We start from the raw sequence: 25,533 nt of genomic DNA, 5'->3' as shown, positions 1-25,533 counted from the left end.
AAGAAGCTTATTCAAACTGAAGGGTCAAAACTCATCACCTTAATCTGTCTGTTGATTGGATTGATATTTCTCTTCGAAGGTATCCAAAAATTTATGTTTCCCGATTCCAGTGGTATTAGTCGTTTCAAGGATATGAAAATCCTTATTCAGAATTTGATAGCTTCTTAACCCGAGCCGAAACACTGACAACCTTAATGATAATGACCGTTGCTCTGGTCACTAAAACTCTTATCGCCTTTGGTCCTTTTGTGTTGCGTGATCTCAGCAGATATGGCTTTTGGAGTATGGCCCATGAGATGCGTACTGATTTCGCTATGTGGTTAGTGAGCCTGTTTATGCTAATTAAAGATGGGGATAATCAATGAACAGTACGTGGTATAACCGATTGTATTCGTTCAGCTTAGTGTAAATTGATAAAATGTAAAAATTTGAACTTTATGTGTTCAGATCTAAGGCATTAAGAAAGTATTGCATATATAGTGACAAGTTGAGCTAATGGTCCGAACGACTAAAGTACAGAAGTCCACCGCCGTCCCCCCCCATCAATAAATCTATGACACCATCTCCATCCAGATCGGAAAACTCAGGAGCAGCTAAAGTAGGTGCATTAACTGCAATAGGCAGAGACTCAGCCTTAAATACCGCTCGGCCAGGTGTGCCCGTATTTCGGTAGAATATAAGTCCCTGTCCCTGAGTACCTAAAAAGAGATCCAGGTCGCCATCGCCGTCAATATCATGTAAAGTAGGGGCGCTACGGTGCTCTGCTTCTACATTGGACAAAGCTTCTGGTTGTAATACAAATTCGGGTCTCTCTGGAGTGCCTTCATTTTTCAGAAAATGGACTTCACCACCCGAAGCACCAATCAACAAATCCAGATCGCCGTCAGCATCCAAATCACCGAGTGCCGGCACGCTGTTGTTCACTCGCTGCAGCTTCACAAATGATTGGGCCACTTCCTCAAAACCACTGCCGGTATTTTGATAGTAAGCAATCCCTCCTTTCCAGCTGCCCATCAAAAGATCATCGAAACCATCGCCGTTTAAATCACCAAGAGCTGGTGCTAAATGGTAGGTATTGGGCAGTCCCTGCAACGTCTCGGTTTGTTGAAACTGAGTCTCACCATCGGAAGTTTGATTCTCAAAACGATAAACGATCGATGTATTCTGTGCACCGGGATCAATCTTATTCGCCAGCAGCAGATCCGCATCGCCATCGCCATCCAGATCTCCGGTAGCGGGGATACTTTCATTACCAATATCGATGGTATTCAAAAACTGTTTGGTTCTAAGGTTGAAATTCCCCTGGCTACCCTGCTCATAGAAATACAAATTCTTTGCGATGGTATTGCTGGCATTGTAAGCCCCGCCCAGTACCCCGATCAGCAGATCGATATCCCCGTCGTTGCCCCAATCGGTAAAAGCAGGTGCGTTGTAGCCACTTGATTGCAGCGGATTAGAACTTGGAAAAGGCTTGGGCTCACCCTGCAGTTCAGGATTGCTGCAGCTCCCTTCATTTTCGATGAGTAGCAGGCCCGGCTCAAAAAAATCGCCCCAAAACAAATCCTGGTCGCCATCATTGTCGATATCATAGAAGGCAAGCGTATTGGCTCCGTGCAGGGTGCCAAACTGCTTAACTATTTCAATCCCTTCAAAGCGCTTGCTGACATGCTGGAATTGAGGGATACCCTCGTTGTCTCTGCCCGTTGATTCATATCGGGTGACGGTGCCATCCAGACGACCGATAAACAGGTCAAGCTTGCCATCACAGTCAATATCTGTAACGTTCGGTATGTTCTGCCGATCCGAGAAGATGGGTTCACCATCGGTATCTTTGAGCGTATCGGCTGCCAGTGTAAAATCTGGTTTCTCTTTCGAGCCATCGTTGCGATAGTAGCGGATGTGACTATAGGGCTGTTCGGCGAGCAGGTCCATATCTCCATCCTGATCCATATCCGCAAAACGAAACCATTCGCCAATGGAGAGGTCCTGAAAACGATCGGTCTGCCATTGCAATGAGGACCCTGATCCCGAAGAACTATTCTTAAAATACATGAGCTGGTCAGAGTTTTCCTGGACAAACATATCCGGGTTCTCATCTCCATCTATATCTACAAACTGCGGTCGGGGCGTATTAAATCCTCCTAAAAAGGGCTGTGCTATGGCTTTGCCCGAGCTGTCATAGACAGCAAACGGATGGACAATGCGTTCGAATGATTCAGCATGGGCTTGTTCCTGTTTCTGCACATTTTGAGTACCACTGCAGCCCGAAATCAACAAAACTGCACAAAACAGGTGGAGAAATGGACGAGGAAACATTAAAAGAAATTGTTTGAAGATTGCAGATGTAATGTTATCAGAAATAGAAGTTCATTGTTATAAATCCAGCACTCACCATGCGCGTGTACCGATGCCGGTAGTATAGCTGCCTACTTCGATAATCTTCTCAATTTCGCGCGTCTGGGTATTGATGACCGTAACCGTCCCCCGGGGCTCGCCATTTTTGGCCATACCACTCGCTTTATAGGTACCCTTTCGGTTATTGTTAGAAATGTAGAGATACTTTCCATCGGCTGAGAGTGCACTTCCGTGAGGTTGGGCCAGCCCCTCTCCTTCAATTACCGCATCCACCGTTCGGGATTTCATATCCAGTACCGTAACGGTATGGGCTTCTTTATTTCCGAAATAGACATATTGCCCATCCGGAGAAAATACCGGATGCCAGGGCTGAGCATTCACATCAATAGTATCGATTACTGTAGGCGAAGCCGGATTGCTGATATCCATCACGAGTGCCTTCCCCGTCACTTGTGTGGTTACCACCATTGTTTCCCCATCGGGTGCAATGGCAAAATCAACGAAAACATGCGTTTGACCGAGAAATCTTGTCAAATTTGTTTCATAGGATTCCATATCAACCGAGAGCATCTGATTCTGCGCAAGGCTGGCAATAAAAGACCAATCCCCTGAGGGGCCGCTTGCAATGGCGTGTGGACGTGGGAAAAAGGTTGGCAGTTCTTGCTGCAGGGTCATATCCGACCGTTTGATGATCCCGATACTCTGCGGCGGATTGACAGCACTCATCGAGCGACCAACGAGCAATAGATCGCGTGTGGGATGCAGCGTTAACAATCCGGGGACTTCCATCTCGGTCTGCCCCACAAGCTCATTATCCCGGTTAAATTTTAACACCCGGTTGGCTCCAATAAGCGTCACATACCAGTAAGAGCCGTCGGGTTCCGCTATCGTATGATGCGGTTTGGCTTTAGCAGAAAAGCCGAGTTCCTGCAGGTCAATCGTATCGAGAATTTCATTGCCTTGTGTATCAATGACACTCAGCGTTGCTTCTCCCTGGTTGCATACATAAATACGCTGATGCTTTTGCCCCAGTACGGTAGAAGTACCAACCAAAAGGAGTATAGCAATCGCGGATATAAAACGTATTGTCGTATGGATAAGATCTTTCATAAACATCAAATTCTTTTATGAAGAAGAGTTATAAAAAAACGAAATCCCTGCCGTTCTCAATGATGAAGATCAGCAGGGATTTGAGTAAGAGCTTTTTAGTCTTGCTTCTTCAATACAAAGAGTCCTTCTTGCGAACTGGTCATAATGACAATGTCGCTATCAAAGAACGGGTAGTTACTCCACGTTCCGGAAAATCCGGGTACATCTTCACCAAAAGGCTCAGTATCAAAAAAGCCGGTTTTTTCAGGCTCTTCCGGATTGCTTACATCCAGTACCTGCAGCCCACTAACGTAATTCGATTGATACATCGTATCTCCTTTGATGTAAAGGTTGTGGTCGGATGATTTGTTGTCAAACAAATACTCCTTCACAAACTGGGGATTATCCAGGTCGGTTACATCCCAAATCAATGATCGTGTTCTATCTACATTCCCGGTGAGCTCATCCAGCTCATCATTCGAAATAAAATACTTATGATCTTTTGTCAACCAGCCTTGGTGGACATAGGCGTAATCCGGATAAGAAATTGTAGAAAGCGCCTGTGGATTCTCTTTATCCGCAACATTTGCAATGCTGATGGCGGTCTCATTCGCTCCGAAACAAATTTCATCGCCTTTATGATCGGCATCAGGTCCCTGATAGGTCACACATTGGGCATCGTGGCTGTAGCCGGTTCCACTTCTTCCTGTCGAGGGATCTGCGAAGCATCCAGCAAAAGTAGGATTGGTGGGTTCCTGAATGTTAATCATGTGCAGGCCACCACCACAAGTGTTTCCACCGCCGCTGCTACCTACGGCATATGCAAAGCCGGTATCAGTATTAATTACAATATTATGGACACTATGGACCTGATCGTAATGAGCATCTTCTTCCAGGATGAGCGGCTCGCCATCAAACTCACGCAACTTCGTTAAGTCAACCACTTGCACCCCGTGCTCTGCTGCATTATCAGCTACCACGTAGGCATGGTTTTTATAAACCTTGATATCTCTCCAAATACTGGTCTGTGCACTTTCCGGCAAAGAAAGTGTACCAACATAAACCGGGTTGGTAGGATTACTGACATCCACAAAAGAAGTTCCATCCATGCGACCAACCAAGGCATATTCTTTACCCGTTTCTGGATCCGTCCAGCCCCAGATATCATTCAGGCGTACGCCACGCGGGCCGCCAATAGCATCGATAGGCATAAATGAAAGCAAGTCCACATTATTACATCCAAAGATTGACGCCTTGCCATCCGCACATTCTACCATGTCTCCGGTAATTGGATCAAGGACTGAACTTCCCTCTCCCAGCAGGGTAGTCTGTACAGTCCATTCCTGCTTGTCCATCCCTCTTGCCAAGATAGCCGCCGTACCAGCGCCGAAATCAGCCCCGGTCAGTCCTGCAACTGCCACTTCTTCATTTACAGCCAACGTACTGGCAAATTGATCGCCCTGCTTGCGTTCAGGTCCACTAACTTTAGTTACGCTCGACCAAGAGCCGTTTTCATCCTGTTCAAACTGGTAAAGTGCTCCTTGTCGGCTATCTGCACCCGGGGCACCAATCCATGCCGTTGATTCCACCAGCGCAACAGAAGACCCAAACCCATATCGGGGTGCTCCGTCGTAGGCTACGAGGCTTCCGGTTGGAGTCCATTTTCCGCTATCCTGCTGATACACGAACACTATACCTGATCCCCCTTGGTTACGCGGGGCGCCAATGAGTAACTGATTATCACTTAATTCAATAGAGGCTCCAAAATTAGCTCCTTCCCCTACCCGGTCACTTGTAAGGGTTGCTTCATTGGTCCATGTTCCATCATTGTTTCGATAGACATATACGGCCCCGCCCTGTTCTTCGGGAGCCCCGATCACCAAATCAGAACCATTGTCATGTACAGCCAGCGCAGAACCAAAGCTAAGTCCAGCCGTTGTGTCTGGATTTTCAATATGAGCTTTTTGAGTCCATGCTCCTTCTGAGGTTTGCTCATAAACATAGACAGCACCCACATCATCCTGCTCATTGGGCGCACCAATAAAGGCAAGGTTTTCATGAAGAACGACGCTTGAACCGAAGCTTCCTCTCTTACTGGTATCGGATAAAGCCATTGCAATAGTTTGTGTCCAGGAACCGTCGCCTGACTGTTCAAAAAGATATACCCCACCGCGCTCATTATTTTTCTCGGGAGCACCAACAAGCAGACGATTACCAGAGGCACTTAATGCAGACCCAAAGCTATCGCCCACCTGGCCGTCAACAGCCGAAAGTTGCACCTGTTGTGACCAATTGCCATCAGACTGTCGATAAACGTAAACAATACCAGGTTGGTGAGCATTGGCCGACTCTCCGATGAATACCAATCCATCGTTAACTTCAACCGCCCGAGCAAAACCCATCATACTCTCGGTATTGCCCGAGTGTGTTGTCTGGGCTATTGCCGAATTCATTAATAGAGGAAAGAAGAATACCAAAAAGACCGAAACTAATCGACGCATATACATTTAAATTTATTTTATTGAAGCCAATAATATTCATTAAGCTTGGATAATCAGTAAAAATTGGCTGATAGTCAAAGTAAAGCGGCGTTATTTAAATAGTTTTAAAATTTAAGCTGCTACTTCTCTCCCAATAATGCCGGCTGAGAAGTAGCTATCAGCCTTGTATAAATGATGTCGCTAAAAAGCTCTAAAGCCCCATCGGTATGATGCGGTATGAAACTATAAACCCAGCGCCAGCCTTATTATAATATCATAATAAGACACCATTCAGATAAAAAATATTGCTAAATAAAAACAGATTAGGTTAATTGGGAAAGGTTCGCCAAAAATGTAATATATACTTTAGTGTATAGATAAATGGTAGTTGTTATTATGCCTTCATACTGCTAAACCCATGATTCAGATAAATAAAGGGGTAAGTTGAGTTGATTGACATCTATCTCTAATTACCCAGACAAATTTTAGCGGCAATAAATTGCCGATCTCATGCTAAATATGGAACTCAAGGGTTGGAGATTAGTAATAAATCAATATCTCTTGATTAACCTTCTTTGGATAAAGACCGGAGGTTGTGATGGCCCAGACTTATTATATTCTACTTCTTGAACATGAAAAGAATACGCTGGAGCTTATCCGGTCTGAACTGAACAAGCTGGATGTTAACAAAGAGCTTACGGTTGTTCAAAGCAAAGAAGAGTTGATCGACCAACTAAAAAACAACCCTCCTGATCTTATTATAAGCGCCTACCAGTTACCATCTCTCACTGGCATGGAAGCTTTAAGAATGGTCCGGCAACAACATCCCCACCTCCCTTTTATATTTGTTTCAAAATATATGGGCGAGGCCAAAGCAGTGGATGCTATGCTGGAAGGGGCTTCTGACTTTACGACCAAAAAAAATATAGGACGTTTAGGTCCAGCTGTTTTACGTGAACTCAAAAATTATGCTGAATATAAACAGCAGAGAGAAAAGCTCACGGAATCCCGAAGCCGTTATGAAACCCTCATACAGTCAGTGAACGGTATTGTGTGGGAATGCGATGCTCAATCACTCACCTTTCAATATCTAAGCCCAAAATCGAAAGATATACTGGGTTATACTCCGGAAGAATGGTTAAGTGAACCAAACTTTTGGCAAGATCATATTCATCCGGATGATCGTGAAAAGACTATCTCTTTTTGTAAACGGCACACTGACCAAGGCCAAGACCATACCTTTGAATATCGCATGATTACGGCGGATGATGAAGTCGTTTGGCTTCGTGATTATGTAACTGTAATCATGAAGGATGGCCAACCCCATCGTCTTCATGGACTGATGGTAGACATTTCTCAAGAGAAAAAAGCGGAAAAAAAACTACAGCAAAGCCTCAAACAGTATGAGATTATAACCAAAGCAACCAGTGATACTATTTTCGAATGGGATCGGTCATCCGGTGAGGTAACGTACAATGAAAACCTGTACAGGATGTTTGGCTACAAACCGGATCAGGTTGGAAGCCAATATAAATGGTGGGCTGATAAAGTACATCCGGCTGATCTGCCAACGTTGGAAAGCAGGCTTGATAAAGCACTCTCGACCAAGCAGAATCGTATCCAGTTTGAATATCGTTTTCAATGTGCTGACGGTAGCTACAGACATGTTTTCAGTCGTACTTTTATCATTCGAAAGAACGATGGTGAGGCTATTCGTATGATTGGTACTATCCAGGACATTTCAACATTTAAAAAGCGTGAGCAACGCAGCCGTAAGTTTCAGCAAGTAATATCCTCCCTGGCAACCAATCGTTCTCTGCTTGGGATGAACATTTTGGATGCCCTTTCAGAAGTCTTAAAAGTATCTGCTCAGGCGTTGAAGATACAACGAGTTAATATTTGGTTGCTCGAGGGTGATACTATTCGCTGCATATGTTCTTATGAGGACGGCAAAATAAATACCATGAGGGGGCAACGCCTTACACAAGAAGACTATCCAAAATATTTCCATTACATTCGCAATCAGCGCGTTATTGCCTCCGCCAACCCCTACGATCATGAAGCCCATACCGAGCTTATCGACTCGTACCTAAAACCCAATAATATTCAGGCGATATTGGATACCAGCGTACATAGTTATGGTTCTACCCAGGTCATTGTTTGTCACGAAACCGTAGGACAAGGTCACAAATGGTTAAGTGATGAAATTGCGTTTGCCGGTGCTATTACCGACCAGATAGCCCATCTCTTGGCCTATCAAGAAAAGAACGAGAAGGAAAAGAAAATTCGCGAATCACTCCAGGAGAAAGAGACACTGCTGACCGAAGTACATCACCGAGTAAAGAATAACCTCGCCGTCATTTCAGGGATGATGCAACTACAGGCCTACGAACAGGTTGCGCAGGAAGTCAAGGATAAACTTTTTGACAGCATAGCCCGCATCCAAACGATGGCTGGTATCCACGAGCTGCTTTATAGTTCCAAGAGCTTTTCGAACCTCCGCCTGGATAAAAATATTCAAAAATTGATTTCTGATGTATCTGCGACATTCCAAGTGGATGATCAGGTTAAATTTAATTTTGAACTTGAACCCATTACCATAAATGTAAATCAAGCTATTCCCTGTTCACTCATTATAAACGAGGTCGTCACCAATGCTTTAAAACATGCTTTTAATGGTGAAGAGGATGGCACAATCGGCGTTAATCTGTCAGAGAAGAACGATACTATTTCTCTTGTTATCAAAGATAACGGAATGGGGCTACCTGATGACTATGAGAATCTCATCGAACAGGGCTCTCTCGGGTTCCAACTTATCAAGACCCTTACAACCCAACTGGAGGCAGAGTCCCACTTTGTATCCCAAGGTAACGGCACGCAGTTCTCGCTCCATTTTGAACGATCAGATTTGCCCGGTATTGGCAGTGGCTTGTCTAAGCAAACTTAAGATGGTTGATGCTACGTGCGAAAAAATAACTTCTGCCCCCTCTCCCTCCGGATAGATGCAGAAGTTGTTCAGACTGGGTAGGGTAGCCGGGCGGGCTCTTTAATTAGTCGCCAAGCAATCCCCCCCTACCTGCGATTTATTTTGGTAATTAAATGTCGCTGGATGACACCGAAGCTGGCGTACCTCTAATCATAGAATCATTGCCACTGTCGTTCACTGGTTCTGCAAATCCCTTTATGCGATTACCTGTCACTTTGCTATATGAGGTGCCCGGATATATGTATATTCCTGCCGCTCCCGTCCCTTCCTTGCTGCTTAAATTATTTCCAGCCAAGTGGTTTTCAGTTCCTCCAACAAGTACGCCATAAGCTTTAAAGTTAAAGGAGGATTGGCTTTCGATATTGGACGTCGTCTGGTTGCCGGTTACCTTGTTGCCCTCACCGAAGAGATAGATACCGAATTCGTTATTGTTAAATGTATTATTGGTGGCTTGTGCATTTGATCCCCATAAAATGAGTCCGGTAGAAGCCCAATTAGACTCTCCATCCCACCAGTGACCGTTAATTTCATTATCGGTAATATCAGCGGTTGCTCCCTGATCGACCTGTATGCCGTTTTCAGCCCAGCCACTGGTTTTGGCGCCACTGCCTGAGATAGTGTTCCCCTTCACCTGAATGTCGGTACCCGCTCCACGCAGCAAAATACCCGTCCGATGTGTACCGCTTATTTCATTTTTGGAAATCATTCCGCTTGCCCCTGCATCAAACCGGATTGGAACATATTGGCCTGCAAAATTGGTGGTAAAAGTTGATCGGCTCACCATTACCTTTGCCCCTTCATTCCACAGTCCCATACCGGTACCACTATTCCCGGTCTCCTGGATGACCGTGGTATTACGTACAACTGCATTTTTTGGAGCGTTCTCATCAAAATAAATGGCTAAATCACAGTTATGGTTTGAAAAGTCAATAGACTTTCCCTTGACTGACTCATTTACATAAACAGCCGTCATGCCTGTATCTCCAGCATTCTGGCATAGAGCCAAAGTATTGGTATTAGGCGATTTATTATTCATTGATTGGATAGCTGCGTTCTGATCCACACTACTGGTACTTTCAATAGCGGTATCACAGCTCCAAATCAAAAAACATGTCGTAATTAATAATCCAATTCTAACTAATGATTGATTCATACCCTATCACCCTATCCCTTTATTTATTTTACAGTTACCAAGTAATTGGACTGAAAGTTTACCATCCAATTATAATTGCTAAAATATTAATTGAAGATAGTTTCTTATGCAAATTAGGATATTTTAAACCGCTATCAATTTCTTTGATTTCACCATATATGACAAAGTGAACAACTATTTGTTTATCTAACTGAAAATTAATCTACGTTATTCCGTTTTTTTTTGATGAACATTCTCCTGTGCCTGAAAAAGGCTGATTCTTAAAGCCCGAGAATTATAATCCAACCAAGCCTAGAATAACCGCTACGTATTGCTATAGCGATCCTTTCAGTTGGAAAACCAGCAGTGCCCTGCCATCCATTGAATGGTCAATTTGCTGCTCATAACCAGATTTCAGAATACCTGTCACCGGTGTTTTAATACGGAACATATGCTTAGACAAGTAATAAATGCGGTTTTTATTTCACTTGTAAGCCACCTTTGGACTTGGTAAGTTCTCGGCTACTCGTTCTACATCACAGCCCTATTACGTTTTCCAGCTCAGAAATACTCAGATAAATAGTATATGAAAACCGAAAAAAACAACCAGGCTCCCCATCAGAAACGACTGCAGGAAAAGGCCAAAGACGCCAAGACTTCCAAAAGTTATAGCGACATCCTCAGCACTGTTATCCATGAAGGCGAAGCCATGTTTTCCTTACAGAATAAAACGGTATTTCTCAGCTCTATTGTCGCTGGATTAGAGATAGGCTTCAGCTACTTGCTGGTCTGTGCATTGTATTTTTTCCTGCATGGCACTATTCCCGACAATGCTATCTATAAGTTATTCAGCATTGTATACCCTGCAGGATTTATTATGGTCATCGTGGGGAAATCCGCCTTATTTACCGAACAAACATCTATTTTGGTATTACCTGTCTTAAACGGTCAACGGAGCGCATGGCAACTACTTCGGGTATGGACCGACGTCATTATAGGCAATGTAATCGGTGGTATAATTTTCGTTTTCTTTATCAGCTACTTAGCTCCCGAGCTCAACCTCTTTACCCACCAGACAATGGCCGAAATTGGAGAACACGTTTTGAGCTATAACAGTGAGGTGATCTTTTTAAGCGCCGTTATAGCCGGATGGCTAATGGGACTCTTAACCTGGCTTTTAAACTCTATCATTAATTCCATTACTCGATTTGCCATGATTTTTATGATTACTGCTATCATAGGCTTTGGAGGGTTCCACCACAGCATTGTCGGTAATATAGAAGTTTTTGGTGCGCTATTATTTTCCGATTCCATCTCCTTTTTGGATTACATTCGGTTCCTTGCCATCGCACTGATTGGCAATAGCATTGGCGGTGGTATCGTCGTAGCCCTATTTAAATATCGTGTCTTCCAATCTAATTATATCGAAACCGATTAAACCCACTTTTTATCTCTAACTGGATTCCCGGGAAATAAGATAGGCTCTTTGCTTTTTCAGTGTGCTAACAACGGTGATATTTTATTGTTGGAAATACCAACTTTATCTCTGCTTTGGAAGTACAACGAAAATCGACGATCTTACAACCTTTTCAGGCCTTGCAAAAGCCCAAAAGATGCACGAATGCTACTCGCATGAGGCCCGCAAGTGTTATTCTAATCTTTATTATTACTGCTTAAGACTAACTATTATTCTATATTAGTTGCTGTTTTGACTTTAATCATCCAATATATCACTATCCGCTGGACAAAAAAATCACGCTCTGCTTCGGGTGCTACGCTTCGAAATGCGGTTCCTGATCGCTTGGCTTTACCTTACAAAACTGAACCAAAATATGATAACAGCCTGATCGAGCACACCGTAACTTACTGTGAAGAGAATCAGTTTTCGGAGCCTGATCAAGAAGTTAATCAACGGCTTTTGAAATTGGGTAAGAGGGAGAAATACCGATGCCTCGACGTTCGCTGGGAAGATGAAAAAGCAAAGGTTGTCTATAAGTATGACTTCATGGAAGGAGGAGCGCCTAAACGCAGCAAATATCCCCGACAGGTGCTAACGCTTACGTCCGGCGAATGGGGACAAGCGATGTATAATGGACGGCACGTTTCCCTTTTTCGATTCAGTGGCTGGTGGTATAAAAAGACTATTATTAATGTTGCTGTTATGTCAGAGAATATGAAAAACCCATTTGAGGGTAAACCCAGAAGTACCTTTTCTGACCTGGCACATCTCATTTAATAAGCGACCAATCACAAAAAAGCATTTAAAAAAGTTGGGAAATACCATTCAAGAGTTACAAGCAGAAATAAAAGACTGGCTGGATGATCCTCTTAAAGAAGGAATAGAGGCGGCACTGGAAAATGCCACTACCTTTACATCCAGGCTTCAAGAAATACTCAAAAGTAACCCATCGGCGGGCCGTACACTGGGGCCGTTGATTGGCAAGGTGAAAGGACTTCAAAAGCGTCTTAATAATATTGAGCCCATCAACTGGGTTTCTATCAGCGGCGGACATCTTGCCATTGGTCACCGACCCGGCAGCAAGCTTATCTCGGATATCCGGCTCCAGGGCGGCACTCATATTCTTACTCTGTTATCTGAAAGTGAAGGAGCTAAAGTCATTCAAAAAGAAGCCTTAAAGAAAGAACTGGAATGGCTTTGGCTGGGCATGAGCTCGGCCGAACCGCCATCAAAAGACCGGATGTCAGAATTTACTTCCTTATTCGACGAAATGATTAATATTTTGGACAACCAAGGTAGAATCTACCTGCACTGCTCGGCGGGCATCCACCGCACCGGAATGATCAGCTACGCCTTTTTGCGCTACCTTGGATATGCGAAAGAGGGAGCGCAAACCAATTTGCAACGGCTTCGACCGACCACGCACGAAGGCGTTGGAGAAAAACGGATGGCATGGGGCGAACTGTTTTATAAGCGATAAACCAAGATTTCCTTTTAACTCTACCAAAGGCACTATATTAATGCTGGTTAGCAGTACATTATTCAGGAAAACTTACACCCGATGTTAATTCCCCTGATTATCAAGTCTTTCTAACCTATTTTCTGCAACCCAATTCCCATTCTTAGCTGCTTTTTTATACCAGTACTTGGCTTTAACCAAATCTTTATCCAAACCTACCGATCCCTGTTCATAATAAACACCCAGTTTATATTGTGACCCGGCATGTCCTTGATTTGCAACTTTCCGGAGTAATATCAAGCCTTTAGAATAATCTCTGGCGACTCCATTTCCATTAATGTAGCTATTCGCCACTTCAGATTGGGCCCTAAGCACACCTTGTTCGGCAGCTTCTTGATACCAGAAGAAAGCTTGCTCATCATTTTTATCTTGTCCGCAAAGTCCCATCTGATAAACATATCCTAATCTATGTTGGGCAGTCGCAAATCCCTGTTCAGCCGATTCTCGATACCATTTCATCCCTTTATCATCTCTTTTAGAATAATCCCCTCCTTCTAATAATCCACCTTTTACATGAGGTTTACCTACTGTTTGATACTGACAGTATATTCCACCCACTATATATTGCCAAAAAGGCTCGCCGGCAGAAGCCTCCCCGTACATTGGGTCCCATGCACGGCGCAAGTAACGTTTGCCTAAACTGACATCAAATTCAATATCATCGCTCTTAGTATTAAAATGTATATGGCCAAGACCATAATATGCCTTGGGATCCCCTGCAGAAACGCCCTTCTTATAATAGGAATAGGCCAGGTCATGGTTCTGTTCTAAATTACCATAGCCCTCCTGATTCAGGTAGCCCAGGAAAAAGTAGGCATATTTATATCCCGTATTAACTGCTTTTTTAAACTGGCTGTGAGCTTGATCATACTCCAGTTTATAAAAATGGGTCATTCCTTTTTCAAACATCTTCCGCCCCATTTGAGTATGTTCCTGGGCACTGGCAGCCGTACAAGTCAAGGCAAAGACAAATATCAATAATGAAAATCTCATAGAAAGCTGATTTAGAAAGTGAGCAGTTTATATTTGTGCTATAAATCCTCCGTTATAGTCACAGGTAATTTAGTCACATACAAACTGGAAGATTTGCCCGGGATAAGAGTCTGCGTATAATGCTCTTGTATACGAATCCGGATTATCTTTCCAAAAGAAGTCCCAATCCCCAGAAAATTGAAGAAAACCTTTATAAACAGGTTCAATATTTGATGGGAGTTTATTTTAAGCCATGACCTATATTACAAGGTCAGTGAACATTACCTTTTTTGTGAAAAAAATTCCAATAAAAATTTACTCCTAAATGGAACCCAATTACTAACTATCAATGGACATTTGAACTTAAGGTTATAGATTCTAAGCCAAATTTATTATATCACCTTTCTGATAAAATATTCCATTTTATACGGTATGCATGGCTTTAGAAGCCCCCCAACATGATCGGTAACTACCTTAACTGTTACTATTCATAAAAACTGATTATACTCGACTTACTTTGGGTTCTTCAATAAAATTTGGAACGTATTACATAGCTTTATGAGAAATTGGTTTGTATACATGATACGCTGCACCAATGGCAGTCTTTATACGGGTAGTACAAATAATGTAATACGGCGTTGGCATCAACACAGGCGGGGTAATGGGGCCAAGTACCTACAAGCCCATGAGCCAAAAGAAGTCGTATTTGTTGAAGAACATCCTAATCGTTCCAAAGCCTGTCAGCGAGAATATGAAATTAAACAGCTCAACAAGCACGAAAAGGAAGCTTTAATTATTTATTGATTCTTCTCAATTAAGGACCTCATTAAAAGCGCATACAGTATATTTCATCATCAAATTGGCAGCAATATTAACAAAAAACATAAGCAAAGAGCCCTATCTCTCTCACTCTTGAGCAAAAAGTCCCCTGTTATCTATTTTTGACATAATAAATATGCAATCATAACTGATATTCAGGATTGTATATCAGCCGGGCGGCTTGTTTTTTATCAGGCTTAGTTTGGTTCTGCACTATTATGCTGAACATCCAACATTAGATACTATTTTGGACTGAGTAAGGGAAAATAGTAAGAGATTATACTTAGATGAGCATGGGTATTTACACCCATAATGTTGTTATTCATACAAAATTTATCCGATAAAATTGCAAATAACCCCTTGAAGAACTAACGTATCATATTAAATATAACATAATCATAGGGGTTAGATGTGAAAAGAATAATAAGCTTTGTGGGAGTGGTTTTTATTTTTGGGGCATTGGGCGTCACAGCACAGGACACATCCGATGAAAACCAAATTTATGTTTTATACCGATTGACAGCTGAAAATGACAAAGTACAAGAGTTTGAACAGGCTTGGGAAGATCATAACCAAAAATTCCACCAAGAGTCACCGGTTTATGCCTTTTATATGGAGTCAGGCCCCTACAGTGGCACTTATCAAGGAGTAGAAGGGCCTATGACCTGGACAGAGCATGAAAACGTTGAATATACCGACGCTCATGGAAAAGATTGGCTGGATAATGTGCAGCCATTACTGGTGGGGACTATTGACGTGGAATGGTGGAAGCATATGAACAAGTATGCTCAAAATGAATCTGATACTCCAACAGAAATGTCTATTGTAACCGTATATCACATTAAATCGGGAGAAATGGCCCGGTTTACTCGTATGCTTGATGACTGGTATGAAGCCAACACGGAACAAGGGTTTGATGGCCGCTATAATGTATATCAGCGACAACTCCACGGGCAGGGTCAGGTGGCCATTGTCAGCTCCCTGGATACAGGACTTGCTGAGCTGGATGAATCCAGCGAGTTAAGGCAACGCTTTATTACTACACATGGCGAAGGCACCTGGCAATTGTTTTTGGATGATTATGAATTGAGTGTATCTATGAGCAAAGTCGGTTTAAGAAATCGGCTTACAGATATCAGTACCCAACAAAACTAAACGCTTCCAATATAAGCTAAAGCCCGTCAGCCCGTCCATACTTATGGATGGGCTGTTTTGATCGTTTCATCAATTTCCACCAATGGTTTAGACTTTTCTACAATACACTTCTGGAATAACGAATTAATAAGTGATGTTTGCATCTCCTGATATATCATCATTTCATTGACTGTATATAGTTGCCCCCCTTAATCTAAATGAAGTTCTATTTGGAAAGTTCTGGGTTTAGCCCCAGACACAACGCGCTTTGAGCTACTAATTTTATTCCCCAATCAGACATGATTTTGACTACAATCAGCTCTTCATCATTTCATGTATTATTTCATGTTTTTTGTTATCATTGCCTCTTATGAAATCATTGACTGACAAACAACAACAGCTTTGGGAATATCTCCTTAATTATCTGGAAGACTATAACCAATTTCCCTCCTATGCTGATATGCAGGAAAAGTTTGACTACAGCTCTACCAATAGCATCTACCAACATCTTAGCTCGCTGAAACGCAAGAACTACCTGATTAAACAGGGACGTGGAAATTATGATGTGCATCCTACCAAACGTTCACAACTTAAGGGCTTTTACCCCGGTATTCCTGTGAAGGGCCGTATAGCTGCCGGAGCCATGCATGAGGCTATCAGCGAGAACCTCGGCCACCTGCCGGTAGAGATACATCCTTCAAAGTCTGACCATTATTTTGCGCTTATCGTCGATGGAGAGAGCATGATTGATGCGGATATAAGAGATGGTGAGTATATTATCATTGATCCACGCCCCCCTCAGGATGGAGAGATTGGAGCCATTGATTACCATGGAGAAACCACGCTCAAAACCATTCAGCGTAAATCGGATGGCATTATCCTTTACCCAGAGAATCCGGCCTATGATCCTATCACCATTACCCCGGAAAAATGGGAAAAAATTACTGTATTTGGAACCTATGTAGGCAAAGCATGGAAGAAAGACGGCGACTGGGGGCTTATTTTCAGATCTTCCTAATCCAATCATTGTATTTCAATATCAGTTTCCCGCTCTTAGTGGAAAAAATAAGGACGACCATGTTTTGGGCGACACCTATTTTTAAATAATGCAACCCAAAGACTAAGAGTGAAAAGTGCTAACTCAAAAGGCAAAAAGAAACTGAAAAGTTGGGCTGGGCAGCGTAAGGGTTACCAGAACTACTCGATTTCAAAACAGGCTGAAAAATAAAGCTGTCCTATTAACCGATGTTAGCGACGTAACACATTCGAAATATTGTGTACCTGAGAACACCCAAACGGCCAATCGGTTTATCCCTCAAGATGGAAAATCAAGATACCACAGTTTGACTTATCTCCGAATTTGGGGCCTCGTTTGATGATCAGGAAATGGATGTCTCAGTTCGTTATTATAAGTACATAATTTCGGTTTCATACAACATGGATGGAGATGATATTGGAGGAGGCCAAGGATCGGGTATGAACAGAACTAAAGCTATTGATCCGCTCTTCTATCTTTTGGGTCTACCCGAACGTAATCCAGCTTATCCAAAACCTCGGTTTTATGATATCCGTCCAGTGCACTAATTGCTACGGTACCCGCTTTTTCGATGTCGAGCGATCCATCAGTACCCAGTAACTCCTCTCGAAGCCTTATCTCCTGAATTGAACCTACAAGCAACATGGTATTATTTGCTTCAATCAGATGCTGTTCCACAGGTTTGAGACCAATCTTTATTTTTGATTCGGCAACATACGGTGCCCGGCATTGCTCCGAATACCAAGGGGTCAAATTACATGCACCAAACTCGGATATGTCTTCGCGATATTTTCCGGAAGTGTTATGGCTCCGCTCGTATATATCGACGTTAACATGATTTATCGTGTACCAACCTTATGACTTAATATTATCCCAGGTATGCCAGGGAACAGTATTAGGTCGTAAGATACTGCCAAGAAGCGGCGGGGTCGATCCTAAGTGAATAACTGAGCTAAACACCGCTAAGTTCTCAACCCCACCCTCATTCCGTGTGCCTACCAAGTTTGCACTTTTAAACCCTGAGAGGCCGTTGATTAGCTTAAGCCGGGGAACCTTTTCCATACCATCAATATCCTTTCGGCTTATGCAAATAAGATCCTTACTTAAATAACTTTGAATTATTCAAGCCTAATAACATATGAATCTACACAATCATTTCACCCGATAGGTATTATCATACTAATTTCTACCGGCTTTTTGTCTTATAGACCTCTCGTTCAATGATATCATAATAGCGCCCCCCTTCAGATTGAAATCAGAATCCTTAGCTACTTGTTCTTCGCACAAAAAACAGTGTCTTTCTCAAGTTTTCCATACGCACTCCGGGTTACAATTGACCTCACCCACGATTAGATATACGTCATTTAAAATTTTCATCTCAATTATATTTATGCATATTTAAATCCAAGAACATCAAATCTACTTTGTTTGAACTCAATCATTCCAAAGCTTCCAGGGCATCGAGGAGGGATAATTTCTTTTACCACCTTTTGTAGATCAGCCCAAAAAGATGTGAAAGAGTGTGAAAAATAATAGACCGGGGCTTTGAGAGTTAAGATGCTTCTCTTAGTTTTTTATTTCGTTCCTGTATGACTGAATACGGTCACACAGGTATGTATTAAGCATTTTTTGTAATTGGTTATTGTCTGCACTTAGGCTGTTATAGGCATATTCTACACCTTTAGGATCAATACCCATCCTCTTACGGTTACCCCTTTCTCGCATGAATAAAGATGATCTAACAGCTAACAAATAGCCTTGTCGTTCATTAATCTCATTGCGCGCTCCAAAAAACGTCCTCTATTTTCGAGTTCATAACGACTTAACATAACCGCTAAATTTAGTTTACTGAATACAGATGTAGAAAATATCTGATCATCCTCTGTTAATACTGGTGCAACCTCTTCAATCAAGTACCCGTCAAAATCTTTCTCTGGATAAGCCTCTGCCAGTCCTTTTGAGTTCATTAATAAAATTATCCAGTGCTTTCTGTAAGTCGATTTTTTTGTTACTTTGCATAGTGTAATCCTATTTATTTAGGGTTATTGAAGCCTCCGGCCCAAATCTTAGCGGATATGACCGGGGGCTTTTTTATTTCCCTATCATTTTACGATGAAGAATCAGAATTGACAAAAATAATATTGCAAAATCGCCGCTTAAACGCTATTAACGTATATCTTAACTCTACCCAGTGCCCCGGATATTGATAATTGATATTATGTTAAATCTGGATGGAAAATTAACACAATATTAACTACTGCCTGGATAGTATTACTTGAAAACTGAACATACATAAACTCCACAATTGAGGGAGACAGTCAGGGATAGCCTTATACCCGGTGAATTGTGCGAGGGAAAGACTTATTTATATGATGGGAATAAAAAAGGGATCCCCACCAAAGAGATCTGCCGGGTATAGCCTTTGCTTTCTCCATTATGGTATGCCAGCCGGCGTTCTGGATCATCCGACACACCAATGTAGTATGTCTCCTTAACCTCTGATCGAAGTATGTAAAGAAAATGCTTCATATTACTCCCTTCAAAATAAAAAAGGACTGACCGGCTTCTGCTAATCAGCCTTCAATAGAGCTCCACGTATATGCGGAAAGCCTTTCCCCTACAATGGCCTATCAGAGTCCTAAGACAGGGTCCAAAAGGAAATGAGTACAAAATTGACTACCAAAAATTGCTCAATTCATACCCGAATTTTAATGATGCGAACCAAAAATTTTACACAAAATTTGTTAACTCTAAATCACCCAAAAAGAAGAAAAAGAAACAGAAAAGTCGAGCCGAGCAACGTTCAATCTATGAGGAGTTATTAGACTCTGGTAAGGTAAAAAACCAAGATGAAATAGCTCGAAAATTTGGTGTAAGTCGTGCTTGGGTATCGAAAGTACTTTCATAGATATAACTTTCCCTTTAAAAATTATATCAAGAGTAGGCGTTTTTAAGCTTAATTTAAGCCTTTTCTTACTATAATACCTGAAAGCCAAAGTTGCGGTCCATTTTGGCTAACACAAAAATAGCTTAAGGATGGTATTATGGAACACACTGATCACTCTCACGCTCATCAAAACGAGCATCAACATCACAAAGAACACAACCACTCCGGCGGGCATGCCGAGCACCATGCCCACATGGCCCAGGATTTCCTGAAGCGGTTTTGGATATCCATTGCCCTAACTATTCCTATCCTGATTCTATCTCACATGATTCAGGAACTGCTGGGGTTAGGGGATGCGCTCCACTTTACCGGTGATACCTATATCTCATTCGTACTTTCCAGTGTCGTCTTCTTTTATGGAGGCTGGCCATTTTTGAAGGGACTCTATGATGAGCTGAAAAAACGCCAGCCCGGAATGATGACCCTTATTGGTGTTGCTATTACGGCCGCCTACGTATATAGCACCCTGGTAGTGTTTGCGGTAGAAGGACAAGTTTTCTTCTGGGAGCTCGCTACCCTGGTGGATATCATGCTGATCGGCCACTATATCGAGATGAAGTCGGTGATGAGCGCCTCTCGTGCGTTGGAAGAGCTGGCTAAGCTCATGCCGTCGGAAGCGCATGTTGTGCAAGACGATGGATCAACAAAAGATGTCCCGCTTGAGGAGCTTCAGAAAGGATTTAAGGTGCTGGTAAAACCTGGTGAGAAGATTCCTGCAGATGGTGTTGTCCTGGAGGGGAAAAGTTCGGTTAACGAATCACTGATGACGGGAGAATCAAAGCCCGTGTCCAAACAAAAAGACGATGAAGTAATCGGGGGATCTATTAATGGAGAAGGATCTCTTACTATTGAAGTTAACCGGACGGGGGAAGACTCCTTTCTCTCCCAGGTCATTGACCTTGTACGGCAGGCACAAGAAAGCAAATCTCGAACACAGGACTTGGCTAACCGTGCAGCATTTTGGCTAACAATCATTGCGTTAGGTGCCGGTGCGCTCACCTTTTTTGCGTGGACCTTCTTTACAACCCAAAGCTTTGTGTTCGCTCTGGAACGAACCGTCACCGTAATGGTTATTGCCTGTCCGCATGCGCTGGGACTGGCCGTACCACTGGTTGTAGCCGTTTCCACCAGCCTGGCCGCCCAAAATGGATTCTTGATTCGCAACCGTACCGCTTTTGAAGAGGCCCGTAACCTTGGTGCCATCATATTTGATAAGACAGGAACACTTACCCATGGTGAATTCGGCGTGACGGATGTCCTTACATTTAATGGCTTCGACGATAAGGAACAACTGTTGAGCCTTGCCGGCTCGCTGGAGCAAAACTCCGAACATCCTATTGCCCGGGGCATCGTAAAAGCTACGGACGGACTGATGAAAGTAGAGGACTTTAACTCTATTACAGGAAAAGGAATTGAAGGTCGCGTGGATGGCGAACAGGTCAAAGTGGTAAGCCCCGGTTACCTGCGTGAACATAACATTGACCATCCAACAGAACAGTATGAGCAGCTTTCAGGACAGGGTAAAACGGTGGTATTCGTGATTATTGACGATCAACTTCAGGGAGCTATCGCCCTTGGTGACAGTATCCGGGAAGATTCTCGCGAGGCTATTCAAAGTCTCCACGACATGGGCATCCAGTGTATCATGCTCACCGGCGACAACCGGCAAACCGCCGCCTATGTGGCCAACGAGCTCGAGCTGGATGATTTCTTTGCCGAAGTATTGCCCGAAGAAAAAGCGGCTAAAATAAAAGAAGTGCAACAGCGCGGACTCAAAGTGGCCATGACCGGTGACGGTGTGAATGATGCCCCGGCCCTGGCGCAGGCAGACGTGGGTATTGCTATCGGGGCCGGTTCGGATGTGGCTGTAGAAACAGGTGACATTATTCTTACCCAAAGTAATCCCAAGGATGTAGCGTCATTAATTGCGCTTGCAAAAGCGACCTACAAAAAAATGGTTCAGAACTTGTGGTGGGCTACGGGATACAACGCCTTTGCGATACCATTGGCTGCAGGGGTTTTATACACTTATGGTATTATTCTGAGCCCCGCCCTTGGCGCTGTGTTAATGTCACTTAGTACCGTAATCGTGGCTATTAATGCACGATTCCTTAAAATAGAACGCTAAACCTGAGGTTATCATGAAACTTGTCAAAGCTTATATACGGCCCATGCTCCTTGAAGATGTTTACACAGCACTCCGCATGCTGTATGACCGTTTTTGAAGGGGAAGGAACCGGTCGGTACAGTGATCCTGACCATCAGCATGGGTCCCTGAATTTTCCTGCCATGCATACACATGTAGTAAAAATTGAGATTGCTGTGGAATCAAAAGATTCAGACAATGTTATTGACATTATTAAAAAGTATGGGAAAACAGGTCATAAAGGAGACGGAATAGCCTTTGTTTGCCCTATTGAAAAGTTAATAAGAATTCGTGACGGTAAAGAGGGAGCAGCTATTCTTAAATAATTCTTACACACTTTAAGGTTGCTTTAAGGGAGGTTGTTGTATGTTACAGTAGAACATCAAAACCTACTGAATCTTAAAAACCAAAACACTATGGAATATTTCACATCACAAAAAGTCGATCTCTCCTATAATCAGGCCATCGAAAAAGTAACCGACCTACTCAAAGAAGAGGGATTCGGAGTGCTGACGGAAATCGACGTCAAGGATACCCTGAAAAAGAAGCTGGATGTAGATTTTAAAAAGTATAAAATCCTGGGTGCCTGTAATCCAAACTTTGCTCACAAGGCGCTGCAGGCGGAAGACAAAATTGGCGTAATGCTCCCCTGTAACGTCATTGTGGAGGAAAATGAAGATGGCACGGTAGAAGTTTCGGCCGTAAACCCAGTGGCCTCAATGCAGGCCGTATCCAACGATGGACTTCAGCCTATTGCTGATGAGGTCCGAAAGAGATTAGAAAAGGTAATAAGCAACCTATAACAAGAAATTAAACTGGAATTTAATCCAAATAAAAGGTGACTACTATGAAACGCTTAACAATGATTCTATCCTTCATGCTACTCTTTACAACCATGGGTATGGCCCAGCAGAAGCAGGGAGACATGACACAAAAAAGACAGCAGATGATGGAGATGATGCAAGACTCCACCATGCGTTCCATGATGATGGAACATATGGCCCAGAATCCCCAGATGCGCCGACAAATGATGCAGCAAATGATGGGTTCGATGAACATGGACAGTACCATGATGATGGGCAATATGCAGAAAATGATGAAAAATCCTCAGATGAAGGAGCGCATGCAAAAACACATGAACATGATGCAGTCTATGATGCAGGATGGAGAAATGGACCGCTCTAAAATGATGGAGATGATGGGTGACTCATCCATGATGAAAATGCAGATGATGTGCATGCAGATGATGCAGGGTAACATGATGAATGGCCAAGGAATGATGAACAAAAAAGACGGTATGAAAGGCAACAGCCGCGGGCAACATCACAACTAATCATGGACTGGCTTAACGCTCTAAATACGCATTGGGCCCCGGTACTATGGATTTTATTAGCCGGGGTTTTTCTTCTAATCTGGTATCTGGCCTTACGTGGCAAGCACCGGCTTGAAATCAGAAATGCAGCCGTCGAAGTTCACCGTAGACGATTTCAAACCGGTGAGATATCAAAAGAAGAGTTCAACAAGCTCAAAAGTTTACTTGCCAACAACTAACCATATCACAAAAAATGAGCAAGCATACCCTTTGGATGATTATTGGATGTGGTGTTCCACTTCTGCTTCTGTTTTTCGCCCCAATGCTGGGGCTGAGCAGTAACATAACCATCTTTCTATTTGTCGTAGCAATGTTTGCCTGCCACATCCTGATGATTGGGCACCACCGAAGAGGATCCAAACATCAAGATCATCAACATTAAATACGGAGGTCACTATGAAAACGCTAAGCATTAAAAAATTGGGAATGGCCGTTGGTACTACTGGCGCTGTTCTATATATCGGCTGTATTATCCTGATGGTTACGGTGGGAAGAGAGGGGACTATTTTCTTCTTTAACAGTCTATTACATGGACTGGATGTAGAACCCATAATTCGCATGAGTGTCCCACCATTGGATGCACTGTTTGGCCTCATACAAACCTTTATTCTGGGTTGGCTGGTCGGTGCCTTGATCGCGGCAATATATAATATTGGCATTGATCAGGATACACAAGAGGAAAGCAGACCATCATGAAGTGGTCCCTCTACCTCGGTAAACCAGCAGGCATTAAAGTTTTTATCCATTGGACCTTTGTCCTGTTGGTTATTTGGCTCTCCTGGATGCACCTGCAACAGGGGCACGGACTTTTTGAAATTATAATGGGCCTGTTCTTTCTGGCCTTGCTGTTTGCTTGTGTGACGCTACACGAATTTGGACATGCCTTGGCAGCTCGCAGGTATGGTATCGATACACAGGATATCAACTTATTACCCATTGGTGGAGTAGCAAGACTTGAGCGAATGCCTGAGGATCCCAAGCAAGAATTAGTTGTTGCGGCTGCGGGTCCTGCAGTAAATGTGGCTATTGCCGGTGTACTATTCTTGTTGATACTGGTTACCGGACAGAGCCAGCTCGATATTAGCCACCATGTAACGGGAAGCAATTTTCTGTCTGATTTGCTGGCCATCAACATCATTCTGGTCCTTTTCAACTTAATACCAGCATTTCCAATGGATGGAGGCCGCATGCTTCGGGCCTTGTTGGCCTTTAAGATGAAGCGGGCCAAAGCCACCCAAGTTGCTGCCTCCGTAGGACAACTACTGGCCATAGGCTTCATCCTGTTTGGACTTTTTTACAATCCGTTTCTACTATTTATCGGGGTATTTGTATTTCTTGGTGCCGGTGCTGAATCGCGACAAGTTTCTATGGCAGAATCTATGAAACTGATATCAGCAAAAGATGTCATGACCGGTAATTTCCAAAGTATTTCACTGAGTGCTACAGTAGCACAGGCCGCTTCTCTGATGCTTGAAAACCGATCCTCAGAACTTGTTGTCACAAACGGAGATCAATTTGTGGGAATCGTCTCCTATAGATTAGTTATCCTAGCAATTCAGGAAGGCAAATCAGAACAACCAATAATTGATCTAATTCAGGAAGATGTTAAGACCTTTGAACCCAATTTAGTATTGGCTGATGTAATTGATGTCCTTCGATTGGAAAACCAAACCCTTTATCCAGTCATTGAAAACGGCAAACTTAAGGGGATAATTACACATTCCAATCTGAATAAGATACTACTTGATAAACAGGCAGCCCCACAGATTCAAGATTAAGAAAACTCCTCTCCTAATTTAAGCTTGTTTTAAGGCGTCTGTTCCTATCTTACTATTAGTTTAAATACAGTTCTAGCTGTATTTACCAACCGTTAATTAAAACATCAGTATTATGTTTTACGATCATCACTTTATAGGCATGCATTGGATATGGTGGCTTATTGTGGTTGGTATTATCCTTCTGGTTGTTTTCAATGTCATCCCCTATCGCCCCAAAACAGAACTGGAAGAGAATGCCATGGAAATATTAAAGAAAAGATTTGCCCGCGGAGAAATTGAACGGGAAGAGTTCGAGGAACGGAAAAAAAT

General features: G+C 43.0%; 24 protein-coding genes. 16 read left to right on the top strand and 8 right to left on the bottom strand.

Going from position 1 to position 25,533, the window contains the following annotated elements:
• Window positions 1-492: 492 nt before the first annotated feature.
• From J6I44_RS06785 to J6I44_RS06775, 3 genes are all read right to left on the bottom strand, one after another.
• Window positions 493-2,316 carry an FG-GAP and VCBS repeat-containing protein gene (locus tag J6I44_RS06785; protein WP_265765278.1) on the bottom strand — a complete coding sequence of 608 codons (1,824 nt, stop codon included), beginning with the start codon at window positions 2,314-2,316 and terminating at the stop codon, window positions 493-495.
• A 72-nt stretch (window positions 2,317-2,388) separates the two neighbouring features.
• Window positions 2,389-3,465, bottom strand: a complete 1,077-nt coding sequence (locus J6I44_RS06780; protein ID WP_265765277.1) for a YncE family protein — start codon at window positions 3,463-3,465, stop codon at window positions 2,389-2,391.
• Between the two features lie 95 nt (window positions 3,466-3,560).
• Complete coding sequence (locus J6I44_RS06775) at window positions 3,561-5,945, bottom strand: choice-of-anchor B family protein (protein ID WP_265765276.1); 2,385 nt, start codon at window positions 5,943-5,945, stop codon at window positions 3,561-3,563.
• A gap of 577 nt (window positions 5,946-6,522) precedes the next feature.
• Between J6I44_RS06775 and J6I44_RS06770 the strand changes: the two genes are divergently transcribed.
• Window positions 6,523-8,871, top strand: a complete 2,349-nt coding sequence (locus tag J6I44_RS06770; protein WP_265765275.1) for a PAS domain-containing protein — start codon at window positions 6,523-6,525, stop codon at window positions 8,869-8,871.
• 148 nt (window positions 8,872-9,019) lie between these two features.
• Here J6I44_RS06770 and J6I44_RS06765 read toward each other — a convergent pair whose 3' ends face one another.
• Window positions 9,020-10,063, bottom strand: a complete 1,044-nt coding sequence (locus tag J6I44_RS06765; RefSeq protein ID WP_265765274.1) for a right-handed parallel beta-helix repeat-containing protein — start codon at window positions 10,061-10,063, stop codon at window positions 9,020-9,022.
• Window positions 10,064-10,628: 565 nt separating this feature from the next.
• Here J6I44_RS06765 and J6I44_RS06760 point away from each other — a divergent pair.
• The 3 genes from J6I44_RS06760 (at window position 10,629) to J6I44_RS06750 (ending at window position 12,981) form a co-directional block, all read left to right on the top strand.
• Window positions 10,629-11,480: a formate/nitrite transporter family protein gene (locus J6I44_RS06760; protein ID WP_265765273.1), complete on the top strand. Its 852-nt coding sequence runs from the start codon at window positions 10,629-10,631 to the stop codon at window positions 11,478-11,480.
• Between the two features lie 270 nt (window positions 11,481-11,750).
• Window positions 11,751-12,278 carry a hypothetical protein gene (locus tag J6I44_RS06755; RefSeq protein WP_265765271.1) on the top strand — a complete coding sequence of 176 codons (528 nt, stop codon included), beginning with the start codon at window positions 11,751-11,753 and terminating at the stop codon, window positions 12,276-12,278.
• 34 nt (window positions 12,279-12,312) lie between these two features.
• Complete coding sequence (locus J6I44_RS06750) at window positions 12,313-12,981, top strand: protein-tyrosine phosphatase family protein (protein ID WP_265765270.1); 669 nt, start codon at window positions 12,313-12,315, stop codon at window positions 12,979-12,981.
• Between the two features lie 84 nt (window positions 12,982-13,065).
• Here the strand turns inward: J6I44_RS06750 and J6I44_RS06745 are convergent, their stop codons facing one another.
• The gene (locus J6I44_RS06745; RefSeq protein WP_265765269.1) at window positions 13,066-13,929 is read right to left on the bottom strand and encodes a tetratricopeptide repeat protein; all 864 of its coding nucleotides are present in this window, start codon (window positions 13,927-13,929) and stop codon (window positions 13,066-13,068) included.
• A gap of 621 nt (window positions 13,930-14,550) precedes the next feature.
• On the opposite strand from J6I44_RS06745, the gene J6I44_RS06740 reads away from it, so the two are divergent.
• From J6I44_RS06740 to J6I44_RS06730, 3 genes are all read left to right on the top strand, one after another.
• A complete protein-coding gene (locus J6I44_RS06740; protein WP_265765268.1) occupies window positions 14,551-14,796 on the top strand; it encodes a GIY-YIG nuclease family protein in 246 nt (81 codons plus the stop codon).
• Between the two features lie 426 nt (window positions 14,797-15,222).
• The gene (locus J6I44_RS06735; RefSeq protein ID WP_265765267.1) at window positions 15,223-15,966 is read left to right on the top strand and encodes a hypothetical protein; all 744 of its coding nucleotides are present in this window, start codon (window positions 15,223-15,225) and stop codon (window positions 15,964-15,966) included.
• A gap of 349 nt (window positions 15,967-16,315) precedes the next feature.
• Entirely contained in the window at window positions 16,316-16,963 is a 648-nt protein-coding gene (locus J6I44_RS06730; protein WP_265765266.1) for a LexA family protein, read from the top strand.
• A gap of 474 nt (window positions 16,964-17,437) precedes the next feature.
• On the opposite strand, the gene J6I44_RS06725 is transcribed toward J6I44_RS06730, so the two are convergent.
• From J6I44_RS06725 to J6I44_RS06715, 3 genes are all read right to left on the bottom strand, one after another.
• The gene (locus J6I44_RS06725) at window positions 17,438-17,659 is read right to left on the bottom strand and encodes a hypothetical protein (protein ID WP_265765265.1); all 222 of its coding nucleotides are present in this window, start codon (window positions 17,657-17,659) and stop codon (window positions 17,438-17,440) included.
• Window positions 17,660-18,726: 1,067 nt separating this feature from the next.
• A complete protein-coding gene (locus tag J6I44_RS06720) occupies window positions 18,727-18,948 on the bottom strand; it encodes a hypothetical protein (protein ID WP_265765264.1) in 222 nt (73 codons plus the stop codon).
• A 394-nt stretch (window positions 18,949-19,342) separates the two neighbouring features.
• Entirely contained in the window at window positions 19,343-19,510 is a 168-nt protein-coding gene (locus J6I44_RS06715; RefSeq protein WP_265765263.1) for a GIY-YIG nuclease family protein, read from the bottom strand.
• 515 nt (window positions 19,511-20,025) lie between these two features.
• Here J6I44_RS06715 and J6I44_RS06710 point away from each other — a divergent pair.
• From J6I44_RS06710 to J6I44_RS06670, 9 genes are all read left to right on the top strand, one after another.
• A complete protein-coding gene (locus tag J6I44_RS06710; RefSeq protein ID WP_265765262.1) occupies window positions 20,026-22,056 on the top strand; it encodes a heavy metal translocating P-type ATPase in 2,031 nt (676 codons plus the stop codon).
• Window positions 22,057-22,112: 56 nt separating this feature from the next.
• Window positions 22,113-22,400, top strand: a complete 288-nt coding sequence (locus tag J6I44_RS06705) for a P-II family nitrogen regulator (protein WP_434084227.1) — start codon at window positions 22,113-22,115, stop codon at window positions 22,398-22,400.
• A 90-nt stretch (window positions 22,401-22,490) separates the two neighbouring features.
• Window positions 22,491-22,877: a DUF302 domain-containing protein gene (locus tag J6I44_RS06700; RefSeq protein WP_265765260.1), complete on the top strand. Its 387-nt coding sequence runs from the start codon at window positions 22,491-22,493 to the stop codon at window positions 22,875-22,877.
• A gap of 44 nt (window positions 22,878-22,921) precedes the next feature.
• On the top strand, window positions 22,922-23,407 hold the full coding sequence (locus J6I44_RS06695; protein ID WP_265765259.1) for a hypothetical protein: 486 nt from the start codon (window positions 22,922-22,924) through the stop codon (window positions 23,405-23,407).
• Window positions 23,408-23,409: 2 nt separating this feature from the next.
• Window positions 23,410-23,625 (top strand): SHOCT domain-containing protein, encoded by a 216-nt coding sequence (locus J6I44_RS06690; RefSeq protein ID WP_265765257.1) that lies wholly within the window; start codon window positions 23,410-23,412, stop codon window positions 23,623-23,625.
• 14 nt (window positions 23,626-23,639) lie between these two features.
• Entirely contained in the window at window positions 23,640-23,828 is a 189-nt protein-coding gene (locus tag J6I44_RS06685; protein ID WP_265765256.1) for a hypothetical protein, read from the top strand.
• A 14-nt stretch (window positions 23,829-23,842) separates the two neighbouring features.
• Entirely contained in the window at window positions 23,843-24,142 is a 300-nt protein-coding gene (locus J6I44_RS06680) for a DUF5676 family membrane protein (protein WP_265765254.1), read from the top strand.
• Window positions 24,139-25,224: a site-2 protease family protein gene (locus tag J6I44_RS06675; protein WP_265765252.1), complete on the top strand. Its 1,086-nt coding sequence runs from the start codon at window positions 24,139-24,141 to the stop codon at window positions 25,222-25,224. Before J6I44_RS06680 ends, J6I44_RS06675 begins: the two co-directional genes overlap by 4 nt.
• A gap of 112 nt (window positions 25,225-25,336) precedes the next feature.
• A partial coding sequence (locus J6I44_RS06670; protein ID WP_265765251.1) for an SHOCT domain-containing protein occupies window positions 25,337-25,533 on the top strand: 197 nt, incomplete at its 3' end.

It is taken from the genome of Fodinibius salsisoli (genome assembly GCF_026229185.1).
GTDB classification, from domain to species: domain Bacteria; phylum Bacteroidota; class Rhodothermia; order Balneolales; family Balneolaceae; genus Fodinibius; species Fodinibius salsisoli.
The sequence above is the reverse complement of the archived record's forward strand: the minus strand, read 5'-3'. Positions and strand labels throughout refer to the sequence as shown.

Coding starts and splice junctions, on each gene's coding strand:
- J6I44_RS06775 (WP_265765276.1), bottom strand. CDS start 5,945: ATGCGTCGATTAGTTTCGGTCTTTTTGGTATTCTTCTTTCCTCTATTA.
- J6I44_RS06730 (WP_265765266.1), top strand. CDS start 16,316: ATGAAATCATTGACTGACAAACAACAACAGCTTTGGGAATATCTCCTT.
- J6I44_RS06700 (WP_265765260.1), top strand. CDS start 22,491: ATGGAATATTTCACATCACAAAAAGTCGATCTCTCCTATAATCAGGCC.
- J6I44_RS06745 (WP_265765269.1), bottom strand. CDS start 13,929: ATGTTTGAAAAAGGAATGACCCATTTTTATAAACTGGAGTATGATCAA.
- J6I44_RS06715 (WP_265765263.1), bottom strand. CDS start 19,510: ATGAAGCATTTTCTTTACATACTTCGATCAGAGGTTAAGGAGACATAC.
- J6I44_RS06765 (WP_265765274.1), bottom strand. CDS start 10,063: ATGAATCAATCATTAGTTAGAATTGGATTATTAATTACGACATGTTTT.
- J6I44_RS06675 (WP_265765252.1), top strand. CDS start 24,139: ATGAAGTGGTCCCTCTACCTCGGTAAACCAGCAGGCATTAAAGTTTTT.
- J6I44_RS06780 (WP_265765277.1), bottom strand. CDS start 3,465: ATGAAAGATCTTATCCATACGACAATACGTTTTATATCCGCGATTGCT.
- J6I44_RS06685 (WP_265765256.1), top strand. CDS start 23,640: ATGAGCAAGCATACCCTTTGGATGATTATTGGATGTGGTGTTCCACTT.
- J6I44_RS06680 (WP_265765254.1), top strand. CDS start 23,843: ATGAAAACGCTAAGCATTAAAAAATTGGGAATGGCCGTTGGTACTACT.
- J6I44_RS06695 (WP_265765259.1), top strand. CDS start 22,922: ATGAAACGCTTAACAATGATTCTATCCTTCATGCTACTCTTTACAACC.
- J6I44_RS06690 (WP_265765257.1), top strand. CDS start 23,410: ATGGACTGGCTTAACGCTCTAAATACGCATTGGGCCCCGGTACTATGG.
- J6I44_RS06710 (WP_265765262.1), top strand. CDS start 20,026: ATGGAACACACTGATCACTCTCACGCTCATCAAAACGAGCATCAACAT.
- J6I44_RS06760 (WP_265765273.1), top strand. CDS start 10,629: ATGAAAACCGAAAAAAACAACCAGGCTCCCCATCAGAAACGACTGCAG.
- J6I44_RS06785 (WP_265765278.1), bottom strand. CDS start 2,316: ATGTTTCCTCGTCCATTTCTCCACCTGTTTTGTGCAGTTTTGTTGATT.
- J6I44_RS06705 (WP_434084227.1), top strand. CDS start 22,113: ATGTTTACACAGCACTCCGCATGCTGTATGACCGTTTTTGAAGGGGAA.
- J6I44_RS06720 (WP_265765264.1), bottom strand. CDS start 18,948: ATGAACTCAAAAGGACTGGCAGAGGCTTATCCAGAGAAAGATTTTGAC.
- J6I44_RS06770 (WP_265765275.1), top strand. CDS start 6,523: ATGGCCCAGACTTATTATATTCTACTTCTTGAACATGAAAAGAATACG.
- J6I44_RS06740 (WP_265765268.1), top strand. CDS start 14,551: ATGAGAAATTGGTTTGTATACATGATACGCTGCACCAATGGCAGTCTT.